This is a genomic window from Ruegeria sp. CDSB086 (assembly GCF_059611065.1).
Window position 1 is genome coordinate 184,812 of the sequence record NZ_JBXWOV010000003.1, and the last position, 18,766, is coordinate 203,577.

General features: G+C 57.8%; 14 protein-coding genes. 5 read left to right on the forward strand and 9 right to left on the reverse strand.

What is annotated here, in order from left to right; all coding sequences use genetic code 11:
- Positions 1 to 45 precede the first annotated feature (45 nt).
- The gene (locus AC2FIO_RS07740; RefSeq protein ID WP_496696737.1) at positions 46 to 1,209 is read right to left on the reverse strand and encodes a pyridoxal phosphate-dependent aminotransferase; all 1,164 of its coding nucleotides are present in this window, start codon (positions 1,207 to 1,209) and stop codon (positions 46 to 48) included.
- Here AC2FIO_RS07740 and AC2FIO_RS07745 point away from each other — a divergent pair.
- From AC2FIO_RS07745 to AC2FIO_RS07755, 3 genes are all read left to right on the forward strand, one after another.
- Complete coding sequence (locus tag AC2FIO_RS07745) at positions 1,208 to 2,590, forward strand: M48 family metalloprotease (protein WP_496696739.1); 1,383 nt, start codon at positions 1,208 to 1,210, stop codon at positions 2,588 to 2,590. The two genes, AC2FIO_RS07740 and AC2FIO_RS07745, sit on opposite strands and share 2 nt — an antisense overlap.
- Complete coding sequence (locus AC2FIO_RS07750; protein ID WP_496696740.1) at positions 2,587 to 3,345, forward strand: DsbA family protein; 759 nt, start codon at positions 2,587 to 2,589, stop codon at positions 3,343 to 3,345. The genes AC2FIO_RS07745 and AC2FIO_RS07750 overlap by 4 nt, the downstream gene beginning before the upstream one ends.
- A 61-nt stretch (positions 3,346 to 3,406) precedes the next feature.
- Entirely contained in the window at positions 3,407 to 4,477 is a 1,071-nt protein-coding gene (locus AC2FIO_RS07755) for an agmatine deiminase family protein (RefSeq protein WP_496696742.1), read from the forward strand.
- A 26-nt stretch (positions 4,478 to 4,503) separates the two neighbouring features.
- Here the strand turns inward: AC2FIO_RS07755 and ispG are convergent, their stop codons facing one another.
- From ispG to hemA, 3 genes are all read right to left on the reverse strand, one after another.
- Positions 4,504 to 5,625, reverse strand: a complete 1,122-nt coding sequence (gene ispG / locus AC2FIO_RS07760) for a flavodoxin-dependent (E)-4-hydroxy-3-methylbut-2-enyl-diphosphate synthase (RefSeq protein WP_496696743.1) — start codon at positions 5,623 to 5,625, stop codon at positions 4,504 to 4,506.
- Between the two features lie 71 nt (positions 5,626 to 5,696).
- Positions 5,697 to 6,911 carry a helix-turn-helix domain-containing protein gene (locus tag AC2FIO_RS07765; protein ID WP_496696745.1) on the reverse strand — a complete coding sequence of 405 codons (1,215 nt, stop codon included), beginning with the start codon at positions 6,909 to 6,911 and terminating at the stop codon, positions 5,697 to 5,699.
- 129 nt (positions 6,912 to 7,040) lie between these two features.
- Positions 7,041 to 8,264, reverse strand: coding sequence for a 5-aminolevulinate synthase (gene hemA, locus AC2FIO_RS07770; protein WP_496696747.1), 1,224 nt, complete (start codon positions 8,262 to 8,264; stop codon positions 7,041 to 7,043).
- Between the two features lie 334 nt (positions 8,265 to 8,598).
- Here hemA and AC2FIO_RS07775 point away from each other — a divergent pair, with 334 nt between their 5' ends.
- Positions 8,599 to 9,984, forward strand: coding sequence for a dipeptidase (locus AC2FIO_RS07775; RefSeq protein WP_496696749.1), 1,386 nt, complete (start codon positions 8,599 to 8,601; stop codon positions 9,982 to 9,984).
- A gap of 132 nt (positions 9,985 to 10,116) precedes the next feature.
- On the opposite strand, the gene lpdA is transcribed toward AC2FIO_RS07775, so the two are convergent.
- Positions 10,117 to 11,511 (reverse strand): dihydrolipoyl dehydrogenase, encoded by a 1,395-nt coding sequence (lpdA, locus tag AC2FIO_RS07780; protein WP_496696751.1) that lies wholly within the window; start codon positions 11,509 to 11,511, stop codon positions 10,117 to 10,119.
- Between the two features lie 216 nt (positions 11,512 to 11,727).
- On the opposite strand from lpdA, the gene AC2FIO_RS07785 reads away from it, so the two are divergent.
- Positions 11,728 to 12,162 carry a hypothetical protein gene (locus AC2FIO_RS07785; RefSeq protein WP_496696752.1) on the forward strand — a complete coding sequence of 145 codons (435 nt, stop codon included), beginning with the start codon at positions 11,728 to 11,730 and terminating at the stop codon, positions 12,160 to 12,162.
- Here AC2FIO_RS07785 and AC2FIO_RS07790 read toward each other — a convergent pair.
- The 4 genes from AC2FIO_RS07790 to AC2FIO_RS07805 all read right to left on the reverse strand — a co-directional run bounded on the left by AC2FIO_RS07790 (position 12,159) and on the right by AC2FIO_RS07805 (position 18,712).
- Positions 12,159 to 12,737: a DUF924 family protein gene (locus AC2FIO_RS07790; RefSeq protein WP_108860380.1), complete on the reverse strand. Its 579-nt coding sequence runs from the start codon at positions 12,735 to 12,737 to the stop codon at positions 12,159 to 12,161. The two genes, AC2FIO_RS07785 and AC2FIO_RS07790, sit on opposite strands and share 4 nt — an antisense overlap.
- 109 nt (positions 12,738 to 12,846) lie before the next feature.
- Positions 12,847 to 14,118 (reverse strand): MFS transporter, encoded by a 1,272-nt coding sequence (locus AC2FIO_RS07795; protein WP_058273985.1) that lies wholly within the window; start codon positions 14,116 to 14,118, stop codon positions 12,847 to 12,849.
- Between the two features lie 112 nt (positions 14,119 to 14,230).
- Positions 14,231 to 15,277 carry a tRNA preQ1(34) S-adenosylmethionine ribosyltransferase-isomerase QueA gene (queA, locus tag AC2FIO_RS07800; protein ID WP_496696755.1) on the reverse strand — a complete coding sequence of 349 codons (1,047 nt, stop codon included), beginning with the start codon at positions 15,275 to 15,277 and terminating at the stop codon, positions 14,231 to 14,233.
- 48 nt (positions 15,278 to 15,325) lie between these two features.
- Positions 15,326 to 18,712 (reverse strand): YhdP family protein, encoded by a 3,387-nt coding sequence (locus tag AC2FIO_RS07805; protein WP_496696757.1) that lies wholly within the window; start codon positions 18,710 to 18,712, stop codon positions 15,326 to 15,328.
- Between the last annotated feature and the right edge of the window lie 54 nt (positions 18,713 to 18,766).

The following is an 18,766-nucleotide window of genomic DNA, read 5'->3' on the forward strand; positions in this document are numbered from 1 at the left end:
CGTTTGTCTGGCACTCTATCGCATCCGGGGCCCGTTGTGAACGGCTCAGGCCTGTTCCCTGATCGCACCGCGATCCGCCATAAAGCGGTGCAGGCGCTGCAGACCCTCTTCGATGTCCGCCGTCGATCGCGCGTATGAAAACCGCAGCGTTGTATGACCGCGCAGCGGGTCGAAATCCAGCCCCGGCGTGACGGCTACCCCCGCCTTTTCTAACACCTCGGCCGCAAAGGCCCGGCTGTCGTCGGTCAGGTCCGAGACGTCGGCGTAGACATAAAACGCCCCATCTGGCGGCGCGATATTGGTGAAACCGGCCTTGGGCAGCCCGTCCAGCATCAATTGGCGGTTGCGGCGATAAACATCCAGATTGGCCTGCAATTCATCGTTGCAGTCCATTGCCGCCAGCGCAGCCACTTGGCTGGCGTGCGGCGCACAGATGAACATGTTCTGAGCGATCCGCTCAACCACCCTCACCTGATCTTCGGGAACCACCATCCAGCCAACGCGCCAGCCGGTCATCGAGAAATACTTGGAAAACGAGTTGATCACATAGCAGTCATCCGTCAGCTCCAGCGCGGTGACGGCTTTGGCCTCATATTCCAGCCCATGGTAAATCTCATCACTGATGAACGAAGCGCCCTGCCCTTGTGCGGCGTCAATAAGCGCGCCCATGGCTCTGTGATCCAGCATCGTGCCCGTGGGGTTCGCAGGCGACGCAACCATCAGGCCCTGCAGGTCGAGCCCTGCGAAATCGGATGGCACGGGTTGCAGCCGGTTTTCGGGTGCGGTGGGCAGATCGACAGGGACCAGACCTAACGCTTTCAGAATTTGCCGGTAAGAGGGATAGCCCGGCGCGCCGATACCTACGCGGTCGCCGCTATCAAACAAGGCAGTGAAAGCCAGCAGAAACCCGCCGGACGACCCTGGTGTAATCACGACGCGGTCGGGGTTGAGATCGACGTTATACCACTCACCGTACAGGCTTGCGATCCGTTGCCGCAGCGCGGGCAGACCCAAAGCCACGGTATAGCCCAGCGGGCCTTGATCCATTTCTCTGGCCAAGGCCTGAACGGCCCCTTTGGGCGCGCCCGTTCCCGGCTGGCCGACCTCCATATGAATGATGTGCCGCCCGGCCTCTTCAGCGCGGCGCGCGGCCTCCATCACATCCATCACGATGAAGGGATCGACCCCGGATCGGGTTGAGTTTCTCATGCCCATCTCCCATGTTGCAGCCATGGCTTTTGAACGCTTATCCAAGCTGGCGTCAATCCCGGCCCTGTTGCTGATTGCAGTGACATGGTTGAGCAGTGCGTTTCAGTCCAGCGCTCAAAGCCTGATCCGCGACCCCGATATCGAGCACGGGTTGCGCGAATTGGCCTTTCCCATTCTGCGGGCCGCCGGGCTAAACACCAATCGGGTGAAAATTCTGGTCGTCAATGACAGCACGTTCAACGCATTTGTCATTGATTACAACGCAATATACGTAAATTACGGGCTAATCCTGACCGTCGAAAGCCCTGAGATGCTGCAAGCCGTGATCGCGCATGAGGCAGCTCATATCGCCAATGGCCATCTGGCCAGGCGGGTTGAAAACATGCGCGCCGCGCAGCGCAAAGCCCAACTGGGCACTGCGCTGGCCCTGATCGCCGCAGCCGCAGGTGGTGGCGAAGCCGCAGCGGGAATCGCCGCCGGCACATCCGCGTCTGCCCTGCGCAGTTTCCTGGGGCATACACGGGCCGAAGAGGCATCAGCCGACCGCAGTTCGGCCAGCTACCTGCGCGCGGCGGGGATCTCACCCAACGGGATGGTCGCTCTGCACCAAAAGTTTGCGGGTCAAGAGTTGCTGAATACCGCCAACCAAGACCCCTATATGCGATCCCACCCCACCAGCCGCGAACGGCTGCGCGCCGCTGAGGCGTTTGTGGGCGAGTTCAGCGATCATGCGTCGCCAAATCCCAACGCCGACTACTGGTTCGCGCGGGTCAAGGGCAAGCTATCGGCCTTCCTACGCTCGCCGGGCTGGACCTTGAGCCGGTTGAAAGAGGAAAGCGCGCAAGACATACGCCTGATGCGCGAAGCCGCCGCCCATCATCAAAACCGCGATCTGGCCCGCGCAAGGGCAGCGATCGACGGCGCGCTGGAAATCCGGCCCGATGATCCGTTCTTTTATGAGCTAAAAGGGCAAATTCTGCTGGAAAACAGAAAGTTGCCCGACGCAATTAAAGCTTATGGACAGGCAGTTGAGATGTCGCCGAATGATCCATTGCTTCTGGCGGGGTACGGGCGCGCCTTGCTGGCAGATGGGCAGACGACCGACGCCCTGAAGGTGCTTGAAAAGGCACGCGCGCGGGACTATCGCAATGCACGACTGATGCAGGACCTTGGAATGGCTTACGCCAAGGTCGGAAATAACGGCATGGCCTCGGCCGTGACCGCAGAACGCTATGCCCTGCAAGGCCGCCTGGTCGACGCAGGCATTCACGCAAAACGCGCCGTCGGGCAATTGCCCGAAGGTTCACCTGGTTGGCAACGGGCACAGGATGTGTTGATTGCCTCGGAACGAGCGAAGAAAAAGAAAAGGAACCGGAAATGATCCTCAGACATGCTGCACCCGCCCTTCTGGGGCTTTCCCTGATCACCGGCCCCGCGCAGGCCCTGGACCTGAGCACCATGAGCGATGCCGAACGCGAGCAGTTCGGTGTGCAGGTGCGCGAGTACCTTCTGGAAAACCCCGAAGTGATCATCGAAGCGATCAACATTCTTGAACAGCGCAACGCTGTGGCCGAAGCTTCTGCTGACAAGGAACTGGTCGCCGCGAATGCGGACGAGCTGTTCAACGACGGCTATAGCTGGGTTGGCGGCAACCCGGATGGCGATATCACGCTGGTCGAATTCATGGACTACCGCTGCGGCTACTGTCGCCGCGCCGTGCCCGAAGTCGCGAGCCTGTTGGCCGAAGATGGCAACATCCGCCTTGTAATCAAGGAATTCCCAATCTTGGGCGACGCCTCAGTCCTGTCTTCGCGCTTTGCGGTCGCAACCAAACATGTGGCCGGCGATGACGCCTACAAACAGGTCCATGACGCGCTGATGGAATTCGGTGGAGAGCCTTCCGAAGTCTCCCTGCGCCGGATCTCGGATGGCCTCGGCCTGGACAGCGATGCGATCATTGCGGCCATGGACAGCGAACAGGTTACGGATGAAATCGGTCAGACCCGTGCGCTGGCGCAGCGTATGCAGATTTCAGGAACACCTTCATTTGTTCTGGGCACCGAAATGCTGCGCGGCTTTCTGCCAGCGGATCAGATGAAGCAGATTGCGGACGGTGTGCGCGCAGATCAGGGTTGATGAACAAGGAGCACCTCTCGCCGAGGTGCTCTTCACCCAACAGTCTAATAGGGTTTTCACAATGAAGCGTAGGGAAGTTCTGCTGTCTGGCGGGGCGATTGGGTTAATGAGTGTCACACAGCAACCTTTTGCCCAAGCTGGTTTGGGCTATTTTGTTCCCGCGGAAGAAACGCGACACCAACGCACTTTTATGCAGTGGCCGGTAAGCCGCAATGTGTATCCAGATGCCCACTTGCGTGATCTGGTGCAGCAAACAATCGCCGATATTGCCAATGCGATATCGCTATTTGAACCGGTGAGGATGCTGGCTGCTGCCGAACACCATTCGGCAGCGCGTAAAAAACTTTCAACGGAAGTTGAATTGTGGGACGTCCCAACCGAAGACCTTTGGTGCCGGGATTCCGGACCGATCTTTTTGATCTCAGACGTCGGTGACATGGCTATCCGCAAAATCCAGTTCAATGGCTGGGGTGAGAAGCAAGCACACAAACAGGATGCTCGTGTCGCTGGTCGCGTTGCCGAACGACTGGGCCTGCCGCTCCTTCCCTCCGGCCTGAACGGTGAAGGTGGAGGTGTTGAGCAAGACGGGCACGGCCTGCTCATTGCGCATGAAAGCTCATGGGTGAACGACAACCGCAACCCTGACCAGTCCCGCAACGAGATCGAAGCCAAACTTTTGGCCGCCTACGGAGCGAACCGCATGATTTGGTCCGAAGGTGTTTGGGGCGAAGACATCACCGACTACCATATCGACAGCCTGGCACGCTTTACTGGCCCCGGTCGTGTTCTGGTCAACCTTCCGGACGAACCTGATTTTCAGGACCCCTTCCACCTTGCGGCATTGGACACGCATGACCGATTGGTCGCGGAAGGTTTACATGTAGACGTCATTCCGGAACCAGTCAGAAGGCGGGTCAACGATCCAGAGTTCGTGGCATCCTATGCAAACTACTATGTTTGCAATGGCGCGGTCATCATGGCCCAATTTGGTGACAAAGAAACCGACACCATCGCACGCGACGCCCTGTCCCGACATTACCCGGGGCGCGAAGTTGTGGCACTAAACGTCGATATTCTAGGCGAACTTGGTGGCGGTATTCACTGCGCAACGCAACAAATGCCCGCCGTCTGAATTGACCCGAGGGTCAGTGATATCAACTATTCAGCCGCCTCAGCCACGGCGTCCAGTTCCGCCGCCTTCTTTTCTACCTCTTCGACGATGTGATCAATCATCTGGTCGTTGGACATCTTGTGGCTGGCCTTGCCCGCCAGATAAACCATGCCCGATCCAGCCCCGCCGCCGGTGAAACCGACATCGGTCATCAGCGCCTCACCCGGGCCGTTCACCACACAGCCGATGATCGACAGGCTCATCGGAGTTTTTATGTGTTCCAGCCGCTGTTCCAGCGCCTCGACCGTTTTGATCACGTCGAACCCCTGCCGCGCGCAGGAGGGGCACGAGATGATGTTCACGCCGCGATGGCGCAGGCCCAGAGATTTCAGGATCTCAAAGCCCACTTTTACCTCTTCGACCGGGTCAGCGGACAAGCTGACACGGATCGTGTCGCCAATACCCATCCACAGCAGATTACCCAGCCCGATGGCCGATTTGATGGTGCCAGAAACCAGCCCGCCAGCCTCGGTGATGCCAAGGTGGATCGGCGCGTCCGTGGCCTCAGCAATGCCCTGATAGGCTGCCGCCGACAGGAAGACGTCGCTGGCCTTCACGCTAATCTTGAACTCGTGAAAGTCGTTGTCCTGCAGGATGCGAATATGCTCCAACCCGCTTTCGACCATCGCCTCGGGACATGGTTCGCCATATTTTTCAAGCAGGTGCTTTTCCAGACTACCGGCGTTCACACCGATGCGGATCGAGCAATTATGGTCCTGCGCGGCCTTGATAACCTCTTTCACACGCTTTTCATCGCCGATATTGCCCGGGTTGATGCGCAGGCATGCGGCACCCGCCTCGGCAGCTTCGATACCGCGGCGATAGTGAAAGTGGATGTCGGCCACGATGGGAACCGGGCTTTCGCGCACGATCTCTTTCAATGCTTTCGATGACGCCTCATCAGGGACGGAAATGCGCACGATATCGGCACCTGCCTCTGCCGCGGCCTGAACCTGCCCAACGGTCCCTGCAACATCCGTTGTCAGGGTGTTCGTCATCGTCTGGACAGCAATGGGTGCATCGCCCCCGACCGGAACATTTCCAACCATGATCTGGCGGGATTTGCGGCGGTAGATATTGCGCCACGGGCGGACGTGATTAAGGGACATGAGGACGGGTCCAAAGCTGCCTGAGTTGCGTCTTTAAATAGTCCGCCTACCCGGCCACCGCAATGGCCAGATCACTCAGCCGGCGTTTCAGGTACTTCCGCCTGAAGTTCGGCCACCAATTGTTTGAGGGCGCTGTTCTGTTCGGATTCCAGATCGGCGATCTCATAGCGCTCGGCAACCGCGTCCTTAGACAGCAGAACACCTTTGGTCACCGTGCCCGGCGCGCCAACAGGTCCGAAATGTTCACCATTCATCGAGAAATAAACGGAACCCGAAGCCCCTGCGCGCAGTTGCGGTGGTTCTTCGGTCAGCGGAATTTCGAATGTATTGCCCTGCTCGACCGTACCCAATGTGCCTTCAAACAGAACGCTTCCATCGGCGGCGCGAATACGCATCCACGATGGCGCAACGGCCACGATTTTCAGTGCGGTATCAACCTGTTCAACAACCTGCGGCAATGCGAGGCGTTCAACTGTGTGCACTTCGGCCACTTCGATCCGGGGCGCCTCTGGCGGGCGGAACGTTCCGACTGTGCGAGGGTCCAATGTGGCAATCGGCGCGTCACGTGCCACAAGAACCGGAACATCCAGCGCCTGTGGGCGATAAAGACGATCCAGCGCTTCGGGGGTCGGTGCTGTGGATTCTGCTGCTTCGGCAAGTTCTAACGGAGCGCGGGCTGCATCCAACGGGTCGAGATCGGACAGAACCACCGGGGCCTGCTCAACCGGGCTCACCTGAACCTGTTGGATTTTGTTCAGAACCGCCCAACCGCCATAGCCAATGCCACCAATCACCGCCAGCAGGACCAGAGACGATCCAATAGCACGGGGCTCAATCTGGCTGACCAGAGATTCCCTGCCTGGGATGTAAGGTGTATTCGGCGAGATGAACGGATCGCGCCCCATCGGACCCCGCGCGGGCAACCCGCCGGATGGTTTACGAACAACCGAAGCCTCGGCTGACATACCATGGGCCACTTCGAAACCGCTTTCGGCGCAGAACGTGGCAAAGGTATCATCCGGGTTCATACCCAGATAACGCGCATAAGAACGCACATACCCGGCGATGAAGCCGGGTGTGTCAAACGCATCGGGATCAGCGTCTTCGATTGCAGCTATGTAGTTGGCTTTGATCCGCAGTTCGCGCTGAACATCCAGAAGAGACTTACCCATGGTCGCGCGTTCGCCGCGCATCCTGTCGCCAAGCCGTACCTCATAGTCGTCAAAGCCCTTCGGCCTGACGTCCGTGTTTTCTTCGGAATCGCGCTGTGATCTGCGCCCAATCATCCCTGCTGCCCCATTCTGCCTTGCGCGTGTTACACGCCAACGGCGAATCGCCTACGTAACGATTCGTGCGTCTCTTTTGTTAGCGTAAGCTTAACACGCGACAAACGCATTGCACACTTTGGCGTGAGGTTAACCTGCAAGTTCGGCGCGATTTAGCGCACAATGTGACCAAAGTTCGTCCATCGCATGGATCAATCGGTTCATTTCACCCGGTCCGTGGATCGGTGACGGGGTAAAACGCAGGCGTTCCGTGCCGCGCGGCACGGTCGGGAAGTTGATCGGCTGGACGTAAATTCCATGGTCATCCAGCAGCCGGTCACTCAGGATTTTGGTGTGTACCGGGTTGCCGACGATCACAGGTACGATGTGGCTGCCGTGATCGATCAACGGTAGGCCCATCCCTTTCAGACGCAGCTTAAGCACCTTGGCCTGTGTCTGATGCTGCTCACGCAACTCTGACGCACCTTTCAGATAGGCCACCGAAGCGGCAGCACCGGCGGCAACGGCCGGAGGCAGCGACGTCGTGAAGATGAAGCCTGGCGCGTAAGAGCGCACAGCGTCACACATTTTTTCACTGGCGGCGATATAGCCCCCCATCACGCCATAGGCCTTGGCAAGTGTTCCGTTGATGATGTCGATGCGATGCGCCAAACGATCGCGTTCGGTCACGCCACCACCGCGCGGGCCGTACATGCCAACAGCGTGCACCTCGTCGATGTAGGTCAGCGCGCCAAATTCATCTGCCAGGTCGCAAATCTCTTCGATCGGGCCGAAATCACCGTCCATCGAATAGACAGATTCGAACGCGATCAGCTTGGGCGCGGTCGGATCGTCGGCCTCAAGCAGTTCGCGCAGATGCGCGACATCGTTGTGGCGGAAGATACGCTTGTCGCCCCCATTGCGGCGCACGCCTTCGATCATTGAAGCATGGTTCAGTGCATCGGAATAAATGATCAGACCGGGGAATAGTTTCGGCAAAGTGCTGAGCGTCGCGTCATTCGCGATATACGCGCTGGTGAACAGCAACGCTGCCTCTTTGCCGTGCAGATCGGCCAGCTCAGCCTCAAGCTGCTTGTGATAGACCGTGGTGCCCGAGATGTTACGCGTTCCGCCCGAACCCGCACCAGCAGCATCAACCGCATCATGCATTGCATTCAGAACAACCGGGTTCTGGCCCATACCCAAATAGTCGTTTCCACACCACACGGTGATATTCTGCTGCGAGCCGTCCGGACGCGTCCGTACAGCATGCGGGAAATGACCCTTCTGGCGTTCGATATCAATAAAGGTCCGATAACGGCCTTCGTCATGCAGCCTGGCAATCGCTGAATCGAGCTGAGCAGTATAGTCCACCAGTTTCTCCTTCTGTGCCCGACATAGACGTGCTGTTTGTCGAACCCGTTATTTCCCCGGATGGCGGATCAAGCCGTCCCCGCGGTTTGCTTCCCCTTGACTGTCTTGCCTAGCGGCATTGTCAGAGTCGCAGCATTGATCTGTATCAATTATCCCTGTTCACGCCCCCCGACAAGTAAAGTTACGGCCATAAGACGCGAGGAAACGACGCAGGCGATAACCCTGCCACACATTCTGTTTCCGACAGTATACTGCAAATCCTGCCGATACGCACTGGACGGCGCCGCCGGTGCTGATAGGTTCCGCAGCAGTTCACGCCATTCAGGAGAAGCTCATGTCGCTAGACGCTGTTCTGAGCAAGATCGATTCCGATCTGACCACTGCCATCGACCGTTTGATGGAGTTTCTGCGCATCCCGTCGATCTCGACCGACCCCGCATACAAAGAGCAGGTCGACCAGGCCGCTGACTGGCTGGTCGCCGACCTGCAAAGCATTGGCATTGCAGCCGAAAAGCGCGAGACCCCGGGTCACCCGATGGTCGTTGGCCATGTGGGCGAAGACGGCGACGGTCCTCATGTTCTTTTTTATGGCCACTACGACGTCCAACCCGTTGACCCGCTGGAACTTTGGAACCGAGACCCCTTTGATCCCGCTCTGGAAGACACCGAAAATGGTCAGGTCATCCGTGGCCGAGGTTCTTCAGATGATAAGGGTCAGTTGATGACCTTCGTCGAGGCTTGCCGCGCATGGAAAGCCATCCACGGCACTCTGCCCTGCCGCATCACGTTTTTCTTCGAAGGCGAAGAAGAATCCGGCTCGCCCTCGCTGGTTCCGTTCCTGGAAGCCAACAAGGAAGAGTTGAAAGCCGATCTAGCACTGGTCTGCGACACCTCGATGGTCTCGCGTGGCGTGCCCTCCATCGCCTCGCAATTGCGCGGTATGCTCAAGGATGAATTCACCATCATTGGTCCCCGCATCGATCTGCATTCCGGTCACTACGGCGGCCCGGGCCTGAACCCGCTGCGTGAGTTGTCGAAGATCGTCGCCTCGTTCTACGACGACGAAACCGGTCGCGTGGCCGTTGACGGGTTTTACGAAGGTGTACACGAAGTGCCCGTAGAGCAGCTCCGCCAATGGGAAAATTGCGGTTTTGATGAGGCGGAATACCTGAGTTCTGTCGGTTATTCGCAACCGCATGGAGAAAAGGGCTATTCCACACTGGAACAGCAATGGGCACGCCCAACGCTGGAAGTGAACGGCTTGTGGGGCGGCTATAACGGTGCAGGATCGAAAACCGTGATCCCGTCCGAAGCGCACTGCAAGATCACCTGCCGGCTGGTCGGCGACATGGACCCCGATGCCCTGCGCGACAAAGTCCGCAAACATGTCGAAGATCGCCTGTCGCCCGACGCGAAAGTTGTCTGGGACAACGATCTCGAAGGGGCTCCGGCATCGGTGATGAACCTAGATCGCCCCGAATTCGAGGCCGCGCGCGGCGCGTTATCAGATGAGTGGAACCGCGAAGCTGTCTTTACCGGCATGGGCGGTTCGATCCCGGTGGTTGGCTATTTTGATTCGGTTCTCGGACTGGACTCGATGCTCGTCGGCTACGCCAATGACGACGACGCCATCCACTCACCGAACGAAAAGTATGACGTGAAAAGTTTCCACAAGGGCATTCGTTCGTGGGCGCGCATACTGGACGCATTGAATAAATAAGATATTTGCGTGACTCTGCCTCGTGCTCCGTGATGTTTTTAGCCAGATGAAGGAAGGATCCTTCATTCATCTGACCTTTAAATATCCCGGGGGAGACGCCCGGCACGGGCGGCGAGGGCAGAGCCCCCATCCTTACATGTGGATCACGCGCCCGTAGGCGTCCAACACGCTTTCGTGCATCATTTCCGACAGAGTCGGGTGTGGGAAGACAGTGTTCATCAGGTCTTCCTCAGTGGTCTCCAATTGCCGTCCCACTACGTAGCCTTGAATCAACTCAGTAACTTCCGCGCCGATCATATGTGCCCCTAGCAATTCACCTGTCTTGGCGTCGAAAATCGTTTTGATCAGGCCCTCGGATTCACCCAACGCTATGGCTTTGCCGTTGCCGATAAACGGGAACTTTCCAACCTTGATGTCATAGCCAAGCTCTTTCGCCTTGGCTTCGGTGTACCCCACCGATGCGACCTGAGGCTGACAGTAGGTGCAGCCGGCGATGCTTTCGGGTTTCACTGGATGAGCGTGTTTACCGGCAATTAGTTCCGCGACCATGACACCTTCATGGCTGGCTTTGTGCGCCAGCCAGGGCGCGCCTGCGATATCACCAATTGCGTAAAGTCCGTCGACACCTGTGCGGCAGAATTCATCCGTGACGACATGGGTACGGTCAATCTTAACGCCCAAGGCCTCTAGCCCAAGGTTTTCGACATTGCCGACAATCCCTACTGCAGAGATCACGGTGTCAAAATCGTGCTTTTCGACCTTGCCCTTAACCTCAATATGCGCCGTGACCTTACCCTTGGCGCGGTCCAGTTGCTTGACCATCGCCTTTTCCATGATGGTCATGCCTTGTTTGGTAAAGGCCTTCTTGGCCAGCGCGCTGATTTCTGCGTCCTCGACCGGCAGGACCCGGTCCATAACCTCGACCACGGTCGTGTCTGCGCCCAACGTATTATAGAAGCTGGCGAATTCGATTCCGATTGCGCCAGACCCGATCACCAACAGCTTTTTTGGCATCCGCGGCGGCTGGAGTGCGTGCTTGTAGGTCCATACCAGATCGCCATCCGCTTCCAATCCGGGCAGTTCCCGCGCCCGTGCACCGGTGGCCAGAACGATGTTCTTGGCGGTCAGTTCCTCGGTACCTTTGTCCGTTTTGACGGTGACCTTGCCTTTTGCAGGGATCGTTGCCGCGCCCATGACCACGGTAACTTTGTTCTTTTTCAACAAATGACCGATGCCGCCCGACAACTGCGCCGCAACGCCGCGAGAACGCTTGACGACCGCATCCAGATCAAAGCCAATCTTGTCAGCGCTCAGGCCAAAATCCTTCGCGCGCTCCATCAGATGGAACACTTCGGACGTTCGCAGCAGCGCCTTGGTCGGGATACAGCCCCAGTTCAGACAGATACCGCCCAAATGCTCGCGTTCGACCACGGCGGTCTTCAGGCCCAGCTGAGCCGCACGGATAGCGGCCACGTAGCCACCGGGACCGGCGCCAATTACGATCAGATCAAAAGATTGTGCTGCCATGTTTCCCTCTCGGCGCAGGTCGATTCAGAAATTAGTTTACCATTAAACTAATCTCCTGAATGCATCAACATATTGCTCCCGCGACAAAACAGACGCAGGGTAAACTGGCGCGGTATGCGCTGTTTTCAGCCTATACCGCGCGTGATCCTATGGCTAGAAGATACGCACCGGGCCTGTCCGGACTTTGTGAAACCCAAGTCATTCGAAAGGCTTACCATGGCCAAAACGCTTAAAGATCTGTTGCTTGCCGTGCTGAATGCAACGCTTATCCTGATTGCACTATGCCTGTTTCTGGGGTGGAAGCTGGCTTCTACAGTCGACGACATTACCGTCAAGTTTGCCGAGAAGGTCCAGATCGTAGCGCCCCTGAAGGAAGACGTTCAAGGGATACGCGGTGAACTGACGGCATTGCGCAGCGACCTGTCATCCCTTCAGCTTAGCGGAACAGCAGCCGAAAGTGCCACCGCCCAAAAACTGTCTGAAGCTTTGGAAAAGCTGAATGATTTAGAGAATAACCTGCAAGCTGCGCAGGCGAGAATAGCCGAGTTGACCGAAGCCCCGGACCAGTTAATCAACACTGCAATTGAAAATTCGGCCGACATTTTTGCCGACCGGATCATTGCAATCCGAGGCTGCGAGCCGGCGTCCTAGCCGGCTGTCTGCAGCTCGCGCACGGTCGCGCCGTATCCGCCCATGTCGACATAGGCGGCCTCGTGCTCGGTCATTGGGCGCGAGAGAGCGTCGTTGCGATAAGGGAACCGACCGAACTTGCGGATCACTTCGCGATGCGCCCTTGCGTGCAACAGGTTGCCGTCGTCGCCATCGGTCATGTTTTGACACATCAGGCGCACACAGCGTTCCTGGTCACACAGGTTTTCCGAATGCATCAATGGAAGATAAAAGAACTGGCGGGCCGGTTCGTCGATCTTCATATCCCACCCTTTGTCCACCGCACATTTCGCTGCTGACAACGCCGCGCGGTCTGAGGCGAAGGCCTCAGCGCTTCCTCGGAACATGTTGCGTGGAAACTGATCCATCAGGATGATGTACGCCAATGCACCGCTGGGATAGGTCAGCCAGAGAGAGAACTTGCCTTCACTCGCAGCCTCCCATGTGGTCAGGAACCTTTCGCGGATTTCTGCATCCAATGCGTCATCCTGCAGATACCAACCCTTGGGACCAACCTCATCTAACCAAAAACTCAATACATCTTCAGGACTTGCCATGCCCTTAACTCCGTCGTGTTTCCCCCCCAAGGGACTTAAATTCATTTAAGTGTGTTTTACAGAATTGTAACAGTAAATTATTGCAACACTTGCGACATAAATTCGTGTTCTAGGCAACATCTTGCGTTTCCTGCTCGGCTTCTGCGGCCTCAATGGCCACCTCCTGCGCCAATTCCATCACAACCGGAGACGCCGTTGGATAGAGCGGCGACATGGTGCCTGTTTCGTCGACCGGGATCGCCGCGCGCTGGGTCATACGGTAAAGCGCATAGCCAGCCATAACGACCAGCAGTATTGCGATGAAAAGGAAAAAGCCCGGAGGTCCAAAGACCGCATCCCCCATGAGCCAACCGGTGATCAACGGGCCCGCAATGGCCCCCATGCCGTTGATGAACAAAAGACCCCCTGACGCTGCGGCCATGTCTTCGTGTTCCAGAAAGTCATTAGCGTGCGCAATCAGCAGTGAATACAGAGGGTTTGACATACCGCCGATCACAAAGGCCGCGCCCAGCAGGATTGGAAACGTCACACCGAACACCAAGCCCACAACTGCTGCGCAGCTGCCGACCCCTGCAACAAGCATAATCAGGAAACGGCGATCCATGCGGTCGGACATCCATCCCAATGGATACTGCAAGACCAGAGCACCGATATAGAATGCGGCAATAAAAGTCGAAATCTCGACCAGCGTCAGACCCGCGCGGGCACCGTATACCGACGCCATCCCGAACTGTGCAGAGAAAACGCCGCCCAGAAGAAACATGCCAACACAGCCCAAGGGCGAATATCCGAACAATTCGCGCAAAGTCATCGGTTTGGTAGTGTCAAACGCAGGTGTCGGTGAGATCGACAAGAGAATGGGCGCAAAAGAGACCGAAACCAGTATGGAGGCGATTACAAAGGTATCGAACCCGGCCGGGTCGCCCAAAAGAACCAAACCTTGAGCGCTGATGATGCCTGTCATCTGGAAGATCATGTAAAGAGACAGTGCCTGGCCGCGATTTTCGTTGCTGGCAGCATTGTTGAGCCAGCTTTCCGCAGTGACGTACACTCCGGAAAAACAGAACCCGATCACGACACGGCCCAGAATCCAGATAACCGGGTCGGTCATCAACGGATACATGATCATCACGGCAGAAATGAACGATGCCAGCGCGGCGAAGACCCGCACATGACCAACCCGTCGGATCATTTCGGGTGCAAGTCGTGATCCACCCAGGAAACCAACGAAATAGGCTGACATGACGAATGACATCTGAAGGGTCGAAAACCCCTCGATCTCGCCCCGAACACCTAGGATCGTACCCTGTAGGCCGTTTCCGACCATCAACAGGCCCATACCAAGCAATAGCGCCCATGCGCTGGAAAGGACCTGAATCATTGGGGCCTCCGAAAAATTCCGTTCAAGACTGTGACACCGTTTTGCAATCAAAAACGGCTTTGGTCATGCTTGTCTACGACATTGAAAAGATTCGATCCCGACAACACGTCCTTTACGGGATCAAAAGCGACGCGTCCCCGTAAGAGAAGAACCGGTATTTCTGTTCAATCGCATGCGCGTACACCTTCCGCATTCGCTCCTGCCCCATCAGGGCCGACACCAGCATCAACAAGGTGGATTTCGGCAGGTGGAAATTGGTCATCAACGCGTCGGTCACGTGGAACTGAAAGCCGGGGTAAATGAAGATATCGGTCTCACCTTCCCATGGTTCGATCTGGCCTGACCGGCTGGCGCTTTCGATCAGCCGTAACGCCGTTGTGCCCACCGGGATGACCCTGCACCCTGCGGCCTTGGTCTCGCGTATCTCTTGCGCGGCGGCGGCGCTGACATTGCCCCATTCAGCGTGCATCTTGTGGGTCGTCACGTCCTCAACCTTGACCGGCAGAAAGGTGCCCGCGCCCACATGCAGCGTGACATGAGTGACTGCGACACCTCGCGCGCCCAGCGCCTGCATCAACGCCTCATCAAAGTGCAGCGACGCCGTCGGGGCGGCAACTGCACCGGAATTGCGGGCCCAGATTGTCTGATAGTCCGTCTTGTCCTGCTCATCCGCAGGCCGCTTGGCGGCGATGTAGGGCGGCAGAGGCATTGCCCCGGCCTGTTCCAGCGCAGCATCAAAATCATCGCCCGACAGATTGAACCGCAGATAGGCTTGCCCGTCCTCAACCCGCTCCAGCGTGGCGCTCAGTTGATCCGAGAATTGAATGTCTTCACCCAGCTTCACTTTCTTCAGCGGTTTGATCAGGGCCGCCCATGTGCCATCAGCCTGCGGGTCCAGCAAAGTCGCCTCGATTGCAGCAGACACCCGTCCTTGCGCACTGTCGCGATGGCGCCGCCCGTTCAGGCGCGCAGGGATGACGCGCGTGTCGTTCAGCACCAAACGGTCACCCGGCTGCAACCAGTCGGTTAGATCAAAAACATGCGCATCCGAGATCGCGTCACCTTCGGCCACCAACAGGCGCGCGGATGAGCGCGGGTTGGCGGGACGTGTGGCAATCCGGTCTTCGGGCAGATGGAAGTCAAAATCGCTGAGTTTCATAGCCGCGCCATACAATTCCGCATCGGAATCAGCAACAGCCCATCCGGGTCAATTGTCCCGGGGCGGAGAACCAAAGGTCTTTTTGGGCTCATCCGGCTTTCTCGGCAGCGCGTTGGGACCATCTGATACAGTCGGGGCCGGTGCGCGCAGCAAATTGCGTAGGAACAGTGGCGCAAGGCCAGACAGCGGATTTACGGAAACCTTTGGCTTCGTAAGCGGCCCGGTCAGACTGTAGTTGAACCCGATGACCCCCTCGCCTTTTTTTGTGAAAACACTTCCGATCGCGTTCACCAGATAGATCGGAGAGATCGCGCCACGCAGGTTTAGCATGCCCGCAACCGTGTCGATCGTGCCGTCAAAGGACAAGCCGATGGACGGGCCAACGGCGCTTCCACTGAGGACTTTGATTTCGGTCGGGGTGATCCGCATGCGGCTATCGATAGTCGAGAAAAAGATCCCCTGCCCGGTCATCTCGTCCAAAAGTCCAACAAGACTGATCGCGTCTAACAGCGCGGCCATTGCGGGTGCGTCGGTAATGCGTGTGTTTAATATCTTGAGGATCACATCATAATTCCCCGGCGCGCTGACCGGTTCCAATTGCAAGTCCAAACTGCCGCCACGCGCCTGGGTGATAACACCAGCTGACCGCAGGACGGCCCCTGCGTCCTTCGACTTTATGTTCACGGCGCTACCGCTGTCGCGCGGGCTCATCTGACCGCTGACCGCCGTGCCGCCGTTAACATTGGCCGTAAAGGTGCCGTTCACCCCGCCTGTGGTTTGAAACGCGCCCCGGAACCCGGTCAGTGCAATGTCTTCGGTCACCTGCAGGCGGTCCAACAGAACATCGATCCTTGGACCGGGGCCTGACCCTCCTCCTCCGCCACCGCCCGCGCCAAAGGTTGCGCGACCCAGATTCATGACACCGCCCTGAACGACGATATTGGGGACAGGTCCGCCGGTGTTGATCAATTCGGCTGGCACCGCCAGCCAGTTGCCCAGATCAAACGAACTGAACCGTATCCGGTCAAAGGCACCCCCGTCCCGGAAGAAGATCGAGGCTTTAGTGCGCAGCCCCGCGACATCAAGCGTCAGATCATCCACTTTGGGCTTTTCACCCAGCGTGGCGTCCAGTGTCATCTTTCCGGTCGCCCCCGTCCCTTTGCGCCAGCCAAGTTCAGGAATTGCCATTCCGACCCCGGCGAGGTCCGAGGTCGCAGAGAGTGTGACGGGTTCATCCGCGCCGATTCCAACGGTGATATCCGCTGTGCCTTTTCCAGTCAGCATGCCCGGCGGCAGCGGCACCTTCAGCTCGTTCATCAGCAACGGCGACAGTTCGATCTGGCCCTTTAATTCGCTGCGTTGAGGCCCGTCTCCGCCAATGGGCTGGCGCCACGCGACCTGCATCGGCACTTGGCCGAATAAGCCGTAGCCGCCGATCTTCACCTCGGTCTGATTGCCGGACAGGTTCAAAAGATCAGCGCTGACGGAATAGTCAGGCACAAGTTTGTCGCTTTGCACATTGTCGATTTCACCGGTGTAGTGGAATTCGGTGTCGTGAAACTTCAGCCCCTTTTTCAGCGGCAATGACAAAGTGCCTGACAAGCTTACGTCACCAGCCGCCAGATCGACCGGCAAGTTGGCTTTAGACATTAGGCTTAGTGGTGGTCGGTCCAGCAGCGACAAGGCGGCCTCGACGCTGCCGCGCGCCTCGATCCGAGCAATCGCCGGTGTTCCGCCCTTGGCAGTTGTATCCGGGATGATGAACGAGGTTCCCGAGGCATCCACCGCGCCACCCTGATCGGCGATGACAACCCCTTTTTCAGCCGTGACGGTAAAGCGATCTTTCAGCAGGCTAAGCCGGCCCCGCCCGTCCTGGATCAGCGGCAAGGTTTTGGCAAACCTGATCTTGGCCTCATCGAACCCAAGGCCCAGATAGAGGTCCGGCTTACTGCCCGGATGCAAGCGTAGTGAAAACTCCACATCCGAAAACTGACCTTCGAACAGGTTTTCCGACACCCATTTCCGCGGGTTCGGCGCCAATCTTTCAGGCCAGTATCGCAACAGGTTCTCGGACCCCATCTTGTCCAGTTGCGCATCAAACGCGGCATCCCAGCCGTCGGGCTGGCCGATCAACCTGCCCGTTGCGTGCAATTCGTGCAGCGCATCGGTGATGGTTAACTGCCCCAGCTGCAGCTCGAACGGAGCCAGTTTGAGTTGAAAATCCACGTCCGCCCGCGCCGTTTCCAGCGATTCCGGGAACAGACCACCGGGGTAGATATCGATACTGTTCAGGGTCAGCTGTGACGTCAGGCTTTCAAGAACACCGTTTTCGACCCCGTTCAAATAGGCTTTGCCTTCGGCCTGCACGGCCCCCACATCGGACACGACCGAGGCCTCGTTGAATTCCAGAACATGACGCGCAGGGTCATAGGTGAAATAAGCGCGCGCGGATTCGAACCCGATCGGGCGCGTCTCGGGTCTGGGCTGCAGGACACCCTCGCCCAGGTTCAACGTCGCAAAAAGCGGACCCAGCGCGGCCTGCCCATCTACACTGCCCCGTAACGCGCCGGAAATCGGAGCATTGAGCACCTGCAACCACGCCAGTGCAACGCTTTGGGTGGCAATGTCTTCCGAGGGAAGATCGGTGATCGAAACCCCAAAACTCGCCTGAGGGGTACCAAGCACACTGGTATAGTTCGCCTCGATCGTGCTGGCGTAGTCGCGCCCGGTCAGCACCGAAAACCCGGTCGCCAGCCGCATTTCATCACCGTCCCGGATAATCGAGATATGCCCGCCGTCAAACACCCAGGCCCGCCCCAGCCGCAGATCCTGATAGTCCAACGTCAGCGATTCCAGATCGACCGCCCGCAATCCTGACAGAAACGGGGACAGGAACACATCATCCGATTCCTCGATAAGCTGCGCCAGCGTCGGGGCCTTTTGCACCGGGGCACTGCCTGCCCCAACTGTCAGCGACAGCGCACCGTCCTCACCACGGGTCAAAGCAATCTGCGCGCCCAGCATAGTGATCCGCCGCGGTCTGATCTTACCGCGCAGCAATTCGCGCATCGACAGGCGTGTCCGCAAATCCGATATCTGAGCGATCTGATGACCCGCTGCATCGCTGATGGTCACATCCGTCAATCGGATTCGCGGGCGCCACTTATCGTTTACGATAAAGCTGGCGTCCCCAAAGGTGAATTTCAAACCGCCAAGGCTGCGTTCAAGGCGCGCTTCTACTTTCTGCGTGACCCATTCCGGCGCGTGCAGCTGTTTTCCGATCAGAAAGAACCAGCCCGCTCCGACCATCAGGCACATTAAAAGCAGGGTTCCAATGCTCCAGCGCGCGGCGATACGACGGCGAGACCGGCGGCGGACAGGCGTCTCGGGCCGGTCGCCACTTGCGTCTTCGTGCTGAGCCAATTTTTTATCCAAGTCTTTCAACCCGCTCGCGTCGCCCTATTATGCCGGGCAGCACTTAAAATCCTT